The organism is Micromonospora sp. II, assembly GCF_001709195.1.
GTDB classification, from domain to species: domain Bacteria; phylum Actinomycetota; class Actinomycetes; order Mycobacteriales; family Micromonosporaceae; genus Micromonospora; species Micromonospora chalcea.
Window position 1 is genome coordinate 415376 of the sequence record NZ_LYXF01000024.1, and the last position, 14041, is coordinate 429416.

At 74.1% G+C, this 14041-nt stretch carries 13 protein-coding genes; 7 read left to right on the forward strand and 6 right to left on the reverse strand.

What is annotated here, in order from left to right:
• Positions 1 to 15: 15 nt before the first annotated feature.
• On the forward strand, positions 16 to 1218 hold the full coding sequence (locus A8711_RS13635) for a dipeptidase (protein ID WP_198033260.1): 1203 nt from the start codon (positions 16 to 18) through the stop codon (positions 1216 to 1218).
• Positions 1219 to 1305: 87 nt separating this feature from the next.
• Positions 1306 to 2061 (forward strand): GntR family transcriptional regulator, encoded by a 756-nt coding sequence (locus tag A8711_RS13640; RefSeq protein WP_064445588.1) that lies wholly within the window; start codon positions 1306 to 1308, stop codon positions 2059 to 2061.
• A gap of 67 nt (positions 2062 to 2128) precedes the next feature.
• Here the strand turns inward: A8711_RS13640 and A8711_RS13645 are convergent, their stop codons facing one another.
• A complete protein-coding gene (locus A8711_RS13645) occupies positions 2129 to 3496 on the reverse strand; it encodes a PHB depolymerase family esterase (protein ID WP_176722810.1) in 1368 nt (455 codons plus the stop codon).
• A gap of 242 nt (positions 3497 to 3738) precedes the next feature.
• Here A8711_RS13645 and A8711_RS13650 point away from each other — a divergent pair, with 242 nt between their 5' ends.
• The 4 genes from A8711_RS13650 (at position 3739) to A8711_RS13665 (ending at position 7688) form a co-directional block, all read left to right on the forward strand.
• Positions 3739 to 4710 carry a PaaX family transcriptional regulator C-terminal domain-containing protein gene (locus A8711_RS13650; protein ID WP_069088415.1) on the forward strand — a complete coding sequence of 324 codons (972 nt, stop codon included), beginning with the start codon at positions 3739 to 3741 and terminating at the stop codon, positions 4708 to 4710.
• Positions 4711 to 4786: 76 nt separating this feature from the next.
• Positions 4787 to 6040: a cytochrome P450 gene (locus A8711_RS13655; RefSeq protein WP_069088416.1), complete on the forward strand. Its 1254-nt coding sequence runs from the start codon at positions 4787 to 4789 to the stop codon at positions 6038 to 6040.
• A gap of 95 nt (positions 6041 to 6135) precedes the next feature.
• Positions 6136 to 6396 carry an acyl carrier protein gene (locus A8711_RS13660; protein ID WP_030499102.1) on the forward strand — a complete coding sequence of 87 codons (261 nt, stop codon included), beginning with the start codon at positions 6136 to 6138 and terminating at the stop codon, positions 6394 to 6396.
• Between the two features lie 53 nt (positions 6397 to 6449).
• Entirely contained in the window at positions 6450 to 7688 is a 1239-nt protein-coding gene (locus A8711_RS13665; protein ID WP_043323254.1) for a beta-ketoacyl synthase, read from the forward strand.
• A gap of 8 nt (positions 7689 to 7696) precedes the next feature.
• On the opposite strand, the gene A8711_RS13670 is transcribed toward A8711_RS13665, so the two are convergent.
• The 3 genes from A8711_RS13670 to A8711_RS13680 all read right to left on the reverse strand — a co-directional run bounded on the left by A8711_RS13670 (position 7697) and on the right by A8711_RS13680 (position 10058).
• Positions 7697 to 9019, reverse strand: a complete 1323-nt coding sequence (locus tag A8711_RS13670) for a glycosyltransferase family 2 protein (RefSeq protein ID WP_069088417.1) — start codon at positions 9017 to 9019, stop codon at positions 7697 to 7699.
• 2 nt (positions 9020 to 9021) lie between these two features.
• Entirely contained in the window at positions 9022 to 9291 is a 270-nt protein-coding gene (locus A8711_RS13675) for a phosphopantetheine-binding protein (protein ID WP_030499105.1), read from the reverse strand.
• Positions 9292 to 9377: 86 nt separating this feature from the next.
• Positions 9378 to 10058: a 4'-phosphopantetheinyl transferase superfamily protein gene (locus A8711_RS13680; RefSeq protein ID WP_069088418.1), complete on the reverse strand. Its 681-nt coding sequence runs from the start codon at positions 10056 to 10058 to the stop codon at positions 9378 to 9380.
• Positions 10059 to 10123: 65 nt separating this feature from the next.
• Here A8711_RS13680 and A8711_RS13685 point away from each other — a divergent pair, with 65 nt between their 5' ends.
• Positions 10124 to 11530, forward strand: coding sequence for a condensation domain-containing protein (locus A8711_RS13685; RefSeq protein ID WP_069088419.1), 1407 nt, complete (start codon positions 10124 to 10126; stop codon positions 11528 to 11530).
• Between the two features lie 16 nt (positions 11531 to 11546).
• Here A8711_RS13685 and A8711_RS13690 read toward each other — a convergent pair whose 3' ends face one another.
• Both A8711_RS13690 and A8711_RS13695 read right to left on the reverse strand, forming a co-directional pair.
• Positions 11547 to 12749 (reverse strand): cytochrome P450, encoded by a 1203-nt coding sequence (locus A8711_RS13690; RefSeq protein WP_069088420.1) that lies wholly within the window; start codon positions 12747 to 12749, stop codon positions 11547 to 11549.
• 10 nt (positions 12750 to 12759) lie between these two features.
• Positions 12760 to 13923 carry a nucleotide disphospho-sugar-binding domain-containing protein gene (locus A8711_RS13695; RefSeq protein WP_064445595.1) on the reverse strand — a complete coding sequence of 388 codons (1164 nt, stop codon included), beginning with the start codon at positions 13921 to 13923 and terminating at the stop codon, positions 12760 to 12762.
• Positions 13924 to 14041 lie beyond the last annotated feature (118 nt).

The following is a 14041-nucleotide window of genomic DNA, read 5'->3' on the forward strand; positions in this document are numbered from 1 at the left end:
CAAAGGAGAAGCGTCTTGCTGCAAGAACCCGCCCCCCGGTACAAGGGTCACAGGTCGTACTCGTACCTGGAGCCGCACTCGGACTACCGGGTGTTCACGCTGGCCGAGGAGATCGGCCGGGTGCCGGAGCACGACCTCGGCCTGACCGACGCTCAGCGTGCGCGGGTGACGCGGCTGCTCACCGAGCACGCCGCCATCTCGCTGCACGAGCATCCGGTGGTCCTGCCGGCCGACGTCAGCGAGCTGCGGGCCTACAACCGCACCGCCCGCCAGCGCACCGGATACGAGGGGCTGGCGCGCTCCGGCCTGACCGCCGTCTTCGACAACTTCATGGCCGGCGCCTCCTGTGTGACGAGCGAGAACGGCTGGAAGTGGAACGACCTCGTCTACGCCCTCGGGATGCGGATGAGTGACCTCTACAAGCAGGACCACGTCTTCCTGGCCACGTCCCTGGACGACATCCACGCCGCGAAGCGGGACGGCCGGCTGGCCCTGGTCGCGGGCCTGGAGTGCAGCAGCCCGATCGAGAACGAGCTGGACCGGATCGACATCCTCTACGGCTTCGGCGTACGCCAGCTCGGCATCGCGTACAGCCAGGCGAACATGCTCGGCGGGGGCCTGTCGGAGAAGCACGACGGCGGGCTGACGCACTTCGGCCGCCGGGCGGTGGACCGGATGAACAAGCTCGGGATCGCCATCGACATCTCGCACTCCGGCGACCAGACCTGCCTGGATGTCATCGAGGCCAGCCGGGTGCCGGTGTTCATCACCCACGCCGGCGCCCGCTCGGTCTGGGACACCTCCCGGATGAAGCCGGACGAGGTGATCCGGGCCTGCGCCGAGCGGGGTGGCGTGATCGGCATCGAGGCCGCCCCGCACACCACGCTCTCGCAGGCGCACCAGCACCACTCGATCGAGTCGGTGATGGACCACTTCACCTACTGCGTGGACCTGGTCGGCATCGACCACGTCACGTTCGGTCCGGACACCATGTTCGGCGACCACGTGGGGGTGCACGACACCTACGCCGGCAACTACGCCCACGACGCCGGGAACCGTCCGCAGCACCCGCGGGTGGAGTACGTGTCCGGGCTGGAGAATCCGGGCGAGGCGTTCGGGAACATCGTGGGCTGGCTGGTGGCGCACGACTACTCCGACGACGAGATCGCCAAGGTGATCGGCGGCAACACCATCCGGGTACTGGAGCAGGTGTGGTGAGGCCGTGCCGGTGATCGTCCGAGCGGACGTGGACGAACTACACTCCGTACGCCGACGCGGCGGCGGGCAGTGATGAGGTGAGGGCGGATGGCTCGGCGGGAAACCGCGCTACAGGCGGCGCACGGGCGGCTGCGGCAGCTGATCGGCAGCGAGTTCCGGTCGGGTGAGAAGCTGCCCAACGAGCGGGACCTGGCCGATCGTCTGGAGGTCAGCCGCGCGACGGTGCGCGAGGTGCTGGGGCAGCTCGCCGCCGAGGGGGTGGTGACCCGGACCTGGGGGATCGGCACCTTCGTGCACGACGACGCCGAGCGGGTGCCGGTGTCCATCGGTGACGTCACCGCGCTGCGGGACCGGATCACCGCCACGGGTCACCGTCCGACGCTTCAGGACGCGTCGGTCAGCCGGGCGAAGTGCCCGGCCGACTGCGCGCGCGTCCTCGGACTGGAGCCGGGCTCGCCGGTGTGGCGGGTCGACCGGCTCTTCGCCGTGGACGGGGTCCCGGCGGCCTGGATCCGTGATCACCTGCCGCTGCGGTTCGACGGCCGCGACCTCGACCCGTCCGGGCTGCTCAGCATCGACCTGGACATGTTCGAGTTCCTGGCCAGCGCGACCGGCATGCCGGTGCGGCGGGCGGAGATCGAACTCACCGCGGTGCTCGCCGACGACGAGGCCACCGAGCGGCTCGGCGTGGCGGTCGGACATCCGCTGGTCACCGCGACCCAGGTCGGTTACGGGACGGGCGGAGCGGCGCTGTTCCACGGCCACATCACGGTTCGCACCGACGTGTTGACGCTGCGGATCAGCCGCGGCGGGGCTCCGGAACCCGCCCCGCCGGCCGGGTAGCCGGCGGCCCCGCGACGCGGGGTCGCGGGGCCGCCGTCCGGACGTCACCGGGGTCGGGGTACGCCGGTCAGGTGAGCGTGCAGGACTGGCCGTTGAGGGTGAACGAGCTGGGCCGCCCGGCGTTGCCGGTGTGCGTGGCCTGGAAGCCGATGGTGGTCGAGCCGCCGGCCGGGATGGCCGCGTTGTAGGAGACGTTGCGCGCCGTCACCTGGCCCGAGGAGGGGGAGTACGAGGCGTTCCAGCCGGAGGTGATGGTCTGGCCGCCGGGCAGCGTGAACGCCAGCGACCAGCCGTTCACCGCGGTCGAGCCGGTGTTGCTGATGGTGATGTTCTCGGTCAGGCCGTTGTTCCAGGCGTTCAGCTCGATGCGCACCGAGCAGGCGCCGGTGCCGGGCGGCGGCGTGGTCGGTCCCGGCGGCGGGGTGGTGGGGCCGGGCGGGGGCGTGGTCGGCCCCGGCGGCGGAGTGGTCGGTCCCGGCGGGGGCGTGGTCGGCCCGGGCGTGCTGGTCAGGCCGAAGAAGGCGATCGCCGCCGCGGCCATGCCGGACGACGGCAGGCTGTGCCCGGCGCCCTGGATGCTGTACGCCTCGACCTGCACGGTGCCGGTGGAGTCGGCGTAGCGCCGCCGGTTCCAGCCGGACTGCGGCGTGTCGGTGGAGGTGGGGTTCTGGCTGAGCCCGAACACGTTCGTCCACTGCTCGATCGTCTCCTGCAGCAGCGAGTACGGCACGAGCGTGTCGTTGGTGCCGTGCCACAGCTGCACGCGGGGACGCGGCCCGGTGTAGCCGGGGTACGCCTGGCGGACCGCGTCACCCCACTGCTGCGGGGTGCGGTTCATGTTCCCGCCGGTGCACTGGCTGGACCCGGGCGGGTAGTCGGAGGCGCCGGCGAAGCAGTTGAACGGCACCCCCATGAACGCCGCGCCCGCCTTGAAGACGTCCGGGTAGAGCGCCAGCATGTGGTTGGTCATCATGCCGCCGGACGAGCTGCCGGTGGCGTAGACCCGGTCCGGGTCGGCGCCGTACTGCTGCTGCACGTAGCGGACCATCGAGATGAGCGACACCGGGTCACTGCCGCCGCCGCGGCGCTTGGCCGCGTCGGACCAGGTGTCGAAGCAGTTGCCGAACCCGGCCTGCTGGGTCGCGCTGGGATAGATCACGATGAAGCCGTACCGGTCGGCCAGCCCGGCGAACTCGCTGCCGGAGTAGAAGCCGGGGCCGGAACCGCCGCAGCCGTGCATGGCCACCACCGTGGCCGGCCGGGCCGGGCGGTTGTCCGGCACGTAGACGTGCATGCGCATGCGCCCGGGGTTGTCGCCGAAGCTGGTCACCTCGGCCAGTGACGCCGCGTACGCGGGTTGCACGGTGGGGATCACCAGGCCGGCCGCCACCAGCGACGCGGCCAGGGCCACCACCATCTTGGCTCTGATTCTCACGGAGACTCCTTCGATCGCCTGTGTGCAGGCGGGAATGAGCGGTCACGCGCCGCGCCGGCCGCCCGGACGGCAGCGGTGTCGCGCCTCGCTCACGGAATGTGGCTTGCCCGGCCCGGCTCCGCGCTCATATGGCACATAGTGTTCCCGTCGGGCGGTGAACTGTCAATCGAAGCACGCCGATACGCTGCGGCGGCGTTCGTCTAGAGTCGATGCTCCGTCCCTGAGCCGAGCCCGGAGCGCGTGTGCCAAGCCCGTTCGACATCGAGGAGATCTACCCGGACGAGGCGCCCACGCCACGGCTGCCCCGGCGGCAGGCCGGCACCTCGCCGCAGAGCGTGGCGGTGACCCTCCTGGCCGACTACACGCTGCGTACCCGGGCCCCGCTGCCGTCCGCCGCGATCGTCGAGCTGCTCGCCGAGACCGGGGTGACGAGCGCCGGCGCGCGTACCGCGATCAGCCGGCTGGCCCGGCGCGGCGTGCTGGAGGGCAGCCGGCAGGGCCGCAACAGCTTCTACCGGCTCAGTCGTGGCGCCGCCGCCGACCTCTCCGCCGGCGGGAGCTGGATCGTCGCCTCCACCGCCGACACGCAGGCGTGGGACGGGTGCTGGACGGTGGTCGCGTTCTCGCTGCCGCAGGACCGCGGCACGCAGCGCCGCGCCCTGCGCGGGCAACTGCGCTGGCTCGGCTTCGCGCCGCTGTACGACGGGCTGTGGATCTCCCCGTACGAGCTGGCGGAGCCGGCCCGGTCGCGACTGGCGCAGCTCGCGCCCGGCGCGGTCACCGTGTTCCGGGGCCGGCAGGACGCGCTCGACGTGACCGGCCAGCGCGCCCCCGTCGACGCCTGGGACATCGCCGCGATCAGCGCCCAGTACGAGGATTTCCTGCGCCGGTGGACCCCGCTGGCGTCCCGGCTGGAGTCGGTCGACGGTCCGGCGGCGGTGCGGGCCCGCACCGAGGTGATGGACACCTACCGGCGGTTCCCCACGCTCGACCCGCGGCTGCCGCTGGAGCTGCTTCCGGCCGGATGGCTGCGCCGGCCGGCCCGGGACCTGTTCACCGCCGTCTACGACGGACTGGCCGAACCCGCGCAACGGCACGTGCGGGCGGTCGTCGCGCGGTTCGCCGATCCGGTGCCGTCCGGCATCCAGGCGCACACGACCGCCGACATGCTCGCCGGCGTACGCGAGGACGCCTGCGGGGCGGGCCCGGACTGACCGCCGGACGTCCCGTGGACACATCGGCGCCGGTGAGTCTATGGTCACGGGACTGCGGTGACCGCGAGGAGTGGCCATGAGCGTCCGCGTCTCCCTCGACGAGCTGCTCGGCGACGAGGTGCGGCGCGACCCGTACCCCTTCTACGCCCGGCTGCACGAGGCGGGGGAGGCGGCCCGGCTGCGGCCGGGCGACCCGCACGCGCTCGTCGTGCACGGCTACGAAGCGGTCAACCGGGTGCTGCGCGACCCGGTGTTCCGGGTGCTCGGCGCCGACTACCTGGACCGGGCCGGCGTCCGCTGGCGCCAGCACCAGGTGACCCGGATCCTCCAGTCGTCCATGCTCAACGCCGCCGAACGCGACCACCTCCGGGTCCGGCACCTGTTCTCCCAGGCGCTCACCCCGCGCCGGGTCGCCGCGCTGGAACCGGCCATCGGGCGCATCGCCGACGACCTGCTCGACCGGCTCGCCGAGGCGGGCGCGGACGGCCGGCCCGTCGACTTCATGGCGCGCTTCGCGCTGCGGCTGCCCAGCGACGTCATCGGCGAGCTGCTGGGCGTGCCGGAGGAGGACCGGGAGTGGTTCCCGCCCCGGGTCCGCGCGTTCGACGCGGTGCTGGAGATCGGCCGCCGGTCCATGCGCGAGGTCCGGGCCGCCAACGTCGCGGCGGCGGAGCTGACCGCGTACTTCACCGACCTGGTCGCCGCGCGCCGGGCGACCCCGCGTGACGACTTCGTCTCCGCGCTGCTGCGCGGCCTGGACGACGAACCCGGCCGGCTGACCGCCGACGAGCTGCTCGCCAACCTGATCATCATGTACAACGCCGGGTTCCGGACCACCGCGAACCTGCTCGGCAACGGGCTGGTGCTGCTCACCGAACGGCCGGACGCGCGGGCCGCGCTGCGCGCCGACCCGTCGCTGGCGGCGTCCTACGTGGAGGAGATCCTGCGGTACGAGCCGCCGGTGCACTTCGCGGTCCGGTACGCCGCGGTGGACACCGAGGTCGCCGGCCTGCCGGTGCCGGCCGGGCGGACGGTGGTCGTGCTGACCGGCGCGGCGAACCGGGATCCGCGCCGCTTCCCCGACCCGGACCGGTTCGACCCGTCCCGCGCCGACAACCGGCACCTGGCGTTCAGCGCCGGGCCGCACTACTGCTTCGGGGCGACGCTGGCCCGGGCCGAGGGGCGGCTGGTGCTGCCCCGCCTGCTGGACCGCTTCCCGGCGCTGACCGCCGAACCGGGGCCGCGCCGCGCGCTGATGCTGCGCGGGTACGACCGGCTGCCGGTACGGCTGACCGATCGGGTGCCTTGTCAAACCAACCTGATCGAGTAAGGTCGATGCTACGCGGAGTGTCCGCTCCGCGCCTCACAGGTTCCGTCGAGCAGGTCGAGCGCGCCGCCAGGCACCGTGGAAGGGAAACACCGGACATGACCGATGAGATCCGCGCGTTCCTCCTCGCCGCACTGACCGAGATGAAGTACGACGTCGGCGACGTCGACGACGACACCGTCTTCGGCCCGGCCGGGCTCGACGTGGACTCCCTCGGCCTGGCCGAGCTCGCGGTGCGGGTGGAGGACCGGTTCGGGGTCGCGTTCGACGACGACGAGGCGGAGGAGCTGGCGATGATGACAGTCGGCGAGTTCAGCCGCGCGGTCGCGGCGCGGATCGCCCCGGCCTCGGCGCACTGACCGATGCCAGGGCACGGCACCCGGCCGCGTCACGCCCCGGCGCGCCGGTTCCGGTGAGCGTGCGCGAACGGGTCACGGTCACCGGCATCGGGCTCGTCAGCCCGGTCGGCGCGACCGCCGCCGAGGTGTTCGACGCGGTCTGCGACGGTCGCTCCGGGCTCACCCGGCCGCCGCACGACCATCCGCTGCACGGCGTCGTCGACGTCGCCGCGTTCGCCCCGGCGATCGATCCGGCCACCGTGCTGCCCGGCCCGGAGTCCCGCGTCGTGGACCGGTCGATAGTCATGGTGCTGCGCGCGGCCGAGGACGCGCTCGCCGACGCCGGACTGCGGATCGGCCACGACGTCGACAGCTACCGGGTGGCGGTCGTCGTCTCCGGCGTCGGCGGACTGTCCACGCTGGAGGAACAGGTGCTCGCCCGCGCCGGGCGCGGACGGTTCGGGGTCAGCCCGTACATGCTGCCCGGCACGCTGCCCAACATGGGCGCGGCCCGGATCGCGATCAAGTTCGGCATCCACGGCTACACCTCGTCGATCGGCACGGCGTGCGCGGCCGGCGCGCAGTCGATCGGCGAGGCGCTGCGCATCCTGCGCGCCGGCGACGCGGACGTGGTGCTCGCCGGATGCGCCGAGGCGCCGCTGTTCCCGACGTTCGCCGACGCGTTCGGCAACGCCCGGGCGCTCGCCCGCGGCTGGGCCGACCCGGCCGCCGCGAGCCGCCCGTTCGACCGCCGCCGCAACGGGCTCGTCCTCGGCGAGGGCGCCGGGGTGTTCGTGCTGGAACGCGCCGCGCACGCCGCCGCGCGCGGCGCCCGCCGGCACGCCGACGTGCTCGGCTGGGGCGCCACCAACGACGCCCACCATCCGACCACGCCGCGTCCGGACGGCGCCGGCGCGGCCCGGTGCATGCGCCTGGCCGTCCGCGACGCCGGTCTGGAGCCCGCCGACATCGGGTACGTCAACGCGCACGGCACCAGCACCCGGGCCGGGGACGCCGCCGAGCTGGCCGCGCTCGCCGACGTCTACGGCGCGGAAGCGCCGCCGCTGAGTTCGACGAAGGGCGTCACCGGGCACATGCTCGGCGTCTCCGGCGTGATCGAGGCGGCGATCGCGGTCGAGGCGCTGCGCCGCGGCCTGCTGCCGCCCACCCGCAACCTGGACGAGCCGGAGCGCGACGGCGAGGTCGACCACATCCGTGGGCGGGCACGCGCGACGACGGTGGACGCGGTGCTGTCGAACTCGTTCGGCTTCGGCGGCCACAACGTCAGCCTCGTCCTGGCGCGGCCCGCCTGAGCGGCGGGTCAGCGGAGCGTGATCACCGTGGCCGCGTCGTACGCGGCGACGGCGACGCTGAAGTGCGGGCGCAGCATGTCGGCCACGTAGTCCAGGTCGGCGACGAGCGGCACCGGCAGCAGAGCGCGCTGGTCCAGGCCGGTACGGGAGGCGACCAGCTCGATCCGGTCGGCCTTGAGCAGCCCCCGGGTGAGGAACGCCGGCAGGTCCTCGGGGAGCAGGCAGCGCCACATGTCGACGTTGACGATCAGGTCCAGCGCGCCGGCCTTGAACTGCTGGAGCACGGTGCCGAGCAGGTGGGAGTTCGTCCCGCCGACCGGCGCGTCGTGGTCGAACGTGTGCGACCCGGGGCCCAGGTCGAGCGCGGACACGCCGTTGCCGACGACCAGCGCGGCGCTCGTGGCCAGCTCGTCGCGCAGCGACCCGGGCAGCACGTCCGGCCGGCCCAGCCCACCGGAGCGGTACGCCTCGATGGCCGCGCCGTAGAGCCGGATCCGGCCCAGGTGCCGGCCGAACGTGTTGATCCCGTACAGCACCTCGACGTCGTAGCGCAGGTGCTTGCGCAGCAGGTACTTCATGTTGTCCATCGAGGCGATCCCGTTGGACGTCTTGCGGAAGTGCGGGAGGTGGTAGGAGAGCGCGTCGACGTCCAGCCGGAACAGCTCCGGCGGGGCGCCGTGCAGGTGGAACACCCGGTAGAAGAACTCCAGGTCCTCGAAGCCCCACTTGACCATCGCCTCGTCGAAGCCACCGACCCGCCGGAACGACTCGTGGTCCACCGACGCGTTGTGGGTCAGGCCCAGCACCCAGGGCGCGCTCGGGAAGTCGCCCATCCGCTGCGGGAGGGCGATGTCCTCCAGCCGCGGGTCGCCGCGCTCGGCGTCCAGCATCGCCGGCACGACCGGCTCGCCGCGGCGCAGCGCGTCCGCGCCGGCCCAGTCCAGGTCGTACCGCTGGCCGAGCAGCACCCCGGGCCGGCCGGCGCGCCCGGCGTGGAAGTCGCGGTGCCGCTTGAGCAGCGTGGGATGCGCCACCGTGTCGGCGTCCAGGAACATCAGCGTGGCCGCGCGGGCCCGGGCCGCCGCCGCGTTGCGGTTGGCGCTGCGCCCCCGGTTCCGGTCGCTGCGCACGTACTCGATCCGCAGCCGGCCCCGGTACGCGTCCACCACCGGGCCCAGCGCGACGGCCGACCCGTCGTCGCCGACGACGACCTCGAAGTCGGCGGCCGGCAGCGTCTGCCGGGTCAGCGAGCGCAGCGTGGTGTCGAGCGCGGACGGGTTCTCGTGCGCGGGCACCACCACGCTCAGGCTGGGCCGGTCCGCTGTGGGCATGCTCAGCGCGCGGTGGAGTTGGCGGTGATGTAGTCGGCCAGGTCCCCGAGCGTCGCCATCCGGTCCTCGTCCAGCTCCTCGACGTCGATCTGGATCTCCAGCTCGTCCTCCAGCGCCAGCAGCAACTCCAGGCCGAGCGAGGAGCTGAGGCCGAGCTCGTCCATCAGCTGGGTCTGCTCGGTGACCGGCGCGTCCGGCCGCAGCATGCGGGTCAGCAGCACGGTCAGGCGGTCCACGACCTGGTCCCGGGGCGGCGCGTCGTGTTCTAGCACCGGGGCTCCCACGGGTCGATCACGCGCTCCAGCATGGAGTCATCAGAGCAGGGGAGATCGGTGAGTGTCAACGGGTGCGATGGTGGTCACGGGCAGTCACCGAGGTCGGTGCGACACTCGACGGCGTACGGCTCGTCGCCGGCCAGCGCCACCGCCACCGCGTACCCCCGTGGCGCGACCAGGTCGGCGAGCCGGTGCCGGCCGGCCGGGTCGGCGCACTCGACCACGTCGGCCCGGTCCACCGGCATTCCGAGGTTGGGCCACAGCCGGCCCCCGGCCGCCTTGACGGCCGCCTCCTTGCGGGCCCACAGCCGCACGAACCGCCGCGCCCGGGCGGCCTGGTCGGGGCCGGCGGCGACGTGCCGCGCCTCCCGGGGGTGGAAGAAGCGCGCGGACGCCGGCACCGGGTCCCCGCCCGGCACGACGTGCTGGATGTCCACCCCGACCGGGCGGCCGTCGCTGAGCGCCACCGCGACCAGATCGCCGGAGTAGGACAGGCTGGTGTGCAGGCCGCGCCACGGCCCGGTCAGCGCCGGTTTGCCGTACCGGCCGCGACGCCAGGTCAGCGCCGCCGGTGACGCGCCCGTGGCCCGCCCGGCCAGCACGCGCAGCGCGCCGTGCGCCACCGTGAACCGGTCCCGCAGCCCGTCGGCGGCGAGCCGCGCGGCCCGGGCCCGCTCGGCCGGGTCGAGCACCGCCCGGTACCGGGCCAGCACGTCCGGCGGCGCCCCGGCCGCAAGCACCCAGACCCGTACGGTGTCCCGCATGGACGGCAGCGTAACGGTGCGCCGTCGCGTTGACACACACCGATGCCCGTTGCTCTCATTGACCGGTGTTCGCGCAGACGGCCCAGGCCCACGTTCCCGTCGCGTTCGCCGGGCCGGGCGCCGGCGTCGCGCCCCTGACCTGGGGGCAGAAGGCCATCATGCAGGACATGCGGGAGACCGGCTGGACGCACAACGTCAGCGGCGCCCACCCGGTGCCGCCGGGCGTCACGGTCGAGCAGGTGGCGGCCGAGTTCGCCGCGCTGATGGCCCGGCACCCGGCGCTGCGGATGCGGCTGGGCGAGGGCGACGGCGGTCCGTGCCAGGTCGTGTCGGCCACCGGCGAGACGGTCCTGGACGTGGTGGACGTGCCCGACGACGCCGACCCGGCCGACGTGGCCACGTTCGCCTACGACCTGGGCCACGCCCGCCTGCTGAGCCACTACGACCTCTACCGCGACTGGTCGGTGAAGATGGCGGTGATCCGGCACCGGGGCGTCCTGGTGCACCGGGTGCTCACGATCGACCACCTCGTGGTCGACGGCACCGCCACGTCGCTGCTCCTGGCCGATCTGGGCCTCGCCGGCCGCCCGGTCCGCCGGGTCGCCGACCCGCGTACCGTGCAGATCCTCGACCTGGGCCGGCGGGAGGAGACGCCGCCGCTGCGCCGGGTCAGCGACCGGGCCGTGCGGCACTGGGCGGAGCACCTGCGGGACATCCCGCCGCTGACGTTCGGCGAGCCGGCCGCCGGTGGGCGCCGGGGGCACCGGTACTGGCACGGCCGGTTCAGCTCACCGGCGGCGTACCTGGCGGTGCGGGCCATCGCGGCGCGGACCCGCACCGACACCTCGCGCGTGCTGCTGGCGGTCATCGCGGTCGCGATCGGCCGGGCCACCGGCGTCAGTCCGCTCACCGCGAAGCTCATCGTCGGCAACCGGTTCCGGCCGGGTTTCGCCGAGGCCATCGCCCCGCTGAGCCAGAACGGCGTGCTGCGCGTCGACACCGCCGACACCACTGTGGACGAGGTGGTGGCGCGTGCCCGCCGGGCCGCGGTGTCGGCCGGGAAGTACGCCTACTACGACCCGGCGCAGCTCGCGGAGGTGTCCGACCGGCTGGACACCGAACGCGGATACCCGGCCCGGATCAGCTGCCGGATCAACGACCGGCGGGTGACCACGCGGCAGGCGGCCGACGTCGGGCTGCACGACGACCCGGTGACCGCCGAGCGGATCCGCCGCCGCGCCGACGAGACGTTCCTGGTCTGGGACGGCCCGCTGGACCACCTGCCCGAGCAGGTGTTCATCACCGTCGAGGACCAGCCGGAGACGGTCTACCTCCAGGTCATCTTCGACTTCGGCTGCTTCACCGAGGAACAGGCGGAACGGTTGCTGCGCGGCGTGGAGGAGGTGGCGGTGGAGGCGGCCCTCGACCCCGCCGCCCCGACCCGGGTGATCCCGGGATCGGCGGGCGGCTGACCGGTCACAGCGCCGGTCACGCGTCCCAGGTCACCGGCAGCGACTCCAGGCTGCGCACCACCAGACCAGGCCGGAACCGCAGCTGCGACTCGTCGACCGCGAGCCGCAGCCCGGGCAGCCGGCGCAGCAGGCCGCCGAGCGCCTCCTGCAGCTCCATCCGGGCCAGCGCCGCGCCGAGGCAGTGGTGCGGGCCGGCGCCGAAAGCCAGGTGCGGGTTGTGCGCGCGGGTCAGGTCGAGCGTGTCCGCGCCCGGGAACACGGTGGCGTCCCGGTTCGCCGACGCGATCGCCGGCAGCACCGCGGCGCCGGCCGGCAGGCGTACGCCACCCAGCTCCACCTCCTCGGTCGTGACGCGGGGCAGCAGCACCCCGTTGTCGCCGAGCTGGACGAAGCGGGACAGCTCCTCGACCGCCCGGGCCACCGCGACCGGGTCGTCGCCGCGCAGCGCGGCCAGTTGCTCGGGGTGGCGGGCCAGTACGAGCAGGAACAGGTTGAGCTGGTTGGTGGTGGTCTCGTGCCCGCCGACGAAGATGCCGGCGGTGACCGAGACCAGCTCCCGCTCGGTGAGGTCGTCGTGCTCGTCCCAGACCGCGATGAGCGCGCTCATCAGGTCGTCGCCGGGCTCGCGGCGCCGCTGCTCGATCAGCTCGCGGAACGCCTCCAGCGCGGCCCGGGGCGCCTCCGGGTCGGCGTCCCAGTCGCCGACGAGCGCGTCCGACCACTGACGTACCCGCTCCCGGTCCCGCTCGGGGATGCCGAACAGCGTGCTGATCACGGAGATCGGCAGCGGGCCGGAGACGTGCGTGATCAGGTCGGCGGGCGGACCCGCGGCCACCAGGTCGTCGATCATGGCGTCGACGAGCGCCGCGACCCTCGGGCGCAGCTCCTCCACCCGGCGGACGGTGAACGCGTGCGACACGGCCCGGCGCATCGTGGTGTGCCGGGGCGGGTCCATCCCGATCAGCGAGTCCTCGGCGAGCGAGCCCAGCTCCCGGGTCGGGCGGTTCGGGCCGGCCGCGGCGGCCCGGCTGAACCGCTGGTCGGTGAAGACGCGGCGCACGTCGGCGTGCCGGGTGGCCAGGTACGCGCACGCCCCGTCGGGCAGCTCGACCCGGGCCACCGGGCACGTCTCGCGCATCCGGGTGTAGTCCGGCGACGGGTGGTAGATCGTCGGAGCCGGCGCGAGCGGGTAGGGGATGGCCGGCGGGTCCTGCGTCATCTGCGACTCCTCAGATCGGGCCGCCCCGGGCCAGGGCGGCGAGCGTCGGCACCAGGTCGGCGGGGGCGGGCATGGCGTGGACCCGGTCGCGCATCAGCGCCGCCGCGCGCCGCCACGGGCCGTCGGCGATCAGCTCGCGGACGAGGTCCCGCACCGCGGCGGCGGTGGCCTGCTCGCGGGTCAGCCAGGCGCCCGCGCCGGTGGCCGCCAGCCGTTCACCGTTGAAGTGCTGGTCGCTGACCTGCGGCAGGACGAGCTGCGGCACGCCGTACGCGAGCGCGGTCATGGTGGTGCCGGCCCCGCCCTGCTGCACCAGCGCGGCGCAGGTCGGCAGCACCAGCCGCATCGCCAGCGGCCCGTCGGCCAGGCGGACCCCGGCCGGCACCGGCCCCAGCGCCTCGCGCTGGCGCGGCTCGACCACGACGACGACCTCCACGTCCGGCCCGGCCACCGCGTGGATCACCCCGGCCAGGTCGAGCCGGTCGTCCAGGCCCGCGCCGGCCATCATGGTGCCCGCCGTGACGCACACCCGGGGCCGGTCCGCCGGGCGGCGCAGCCAGGGCGGCAGCACGGCCGGGCCGTTGTACGGCACGAACCGCACCGGGCGGCCGGGACGCCGCGTCGGCACCTGCATCGGCGGCGGCACCGGGTCGAGCGTGAGCACTCCGTCCAACGCCACCTCGGCGGCGGCGAGCCCGAACCGGGCGGCGAGCGGCCCGACCACCGACTCCGGGTCGAGGCGCAGCGTGGTCGAGGAGTCCGGCCCCCACAGGTTCAGCACGCCGGGTACGCCGAGCGCGGCGGCGGCCACCGGCGCGGCCAGGTTGAACGGCTCCCAGAGGATCAGGTCCGGCCGCCAGGACCGGCCGAAGGAGACCAGCTCGTCGAGCACGGCGTCGGCGAAGCGGACCACCCCGCCGTCGGCGGTGATCGCCGGCTCCAGGGCGTCCGCCGTGGCGGGCCCGTCGAGCGGCGCCACCGCGCCGATCCGGCCGGCGAACGCGGCGGCGAAGTCGACGTCGGCGCCCAGCGGCACGGCGGCGAGCCCGGCCGAGCTGATCGCGGCGACCATCGAGGGGTGGCTGGCCACCCGCACCTCGTGGCCGGCGGCCTGGAGCGCCCAGCCGAGCGGGACCAGGCTGTAGAAATGCGACCGCCAGCCCCACGTCGACATCAGAATTCGCAGAGCCGCAGTCAAATCCCACCAATCCGCGCGTGAAACGGCAGTCCTGGCCAACCGATGCTAGGTGATGGAAGCGGTACGCGGAAGGTCGCGGACGACCGCAATGGAT

What these genes read in the sequence shown, in the direction of transcription:
- A8711_RS13640 (WP_064445588.1), top strand. Translation starts at nt 1,306, where the DNA reads ATGGCTCGGCGGGAAACCGCGCTACAGGCGGCGCACGGGCGGCTGCGG.
- A8711_RS13655 (WP_069088416.1), top strand. Translation starts at nt 4,787, where the DNA reads ATGAGCGTCCGCGTCTCCCTCGACGAGCTGCTCGGCGACGAGGTGCGG.
- A8711_RS13660 (WP_030499102.1), top strand. Translation starts at nt 6,136, where the DNA reads ATGACCGATGAGATCCGCGCGTTCCTCCTCGCCGCACTGACCGAGATG.
- A8711_RS13670 (WP_069088417.1), bottom strand. Translation starts at nt 9,019, where the DNA reads ATGCCCACAGCGGACCGGCCCAGCCTGAGCGTGGTGGTGCCCGCGCAC.
- A8711_RS13680 (WP_069088418.1), bottom strand. Translation starts at nt 10,058, where the DNA reads ATGCGGGACACCGTACGGGTCTGGGTGCTTGCGGCCGGGGCGCCGCCG.
- A8711_RS13690 (WP_069088420.1), bottom strand. Translation starts at nt 12,749, where the DNA reads ATGACGCAGGACCCGCCGGCCATCCCCTACCCGCTCGCGCCGGCTCCG.
- A8711_RS13695 (WP_064445595.1), bottom strand. Translation starts at nt 13,923, where the DNA reads ATGTCGACGTGGGGCTGGCGGTCGCATTTCTACAGCCTGGTCCCGCTC.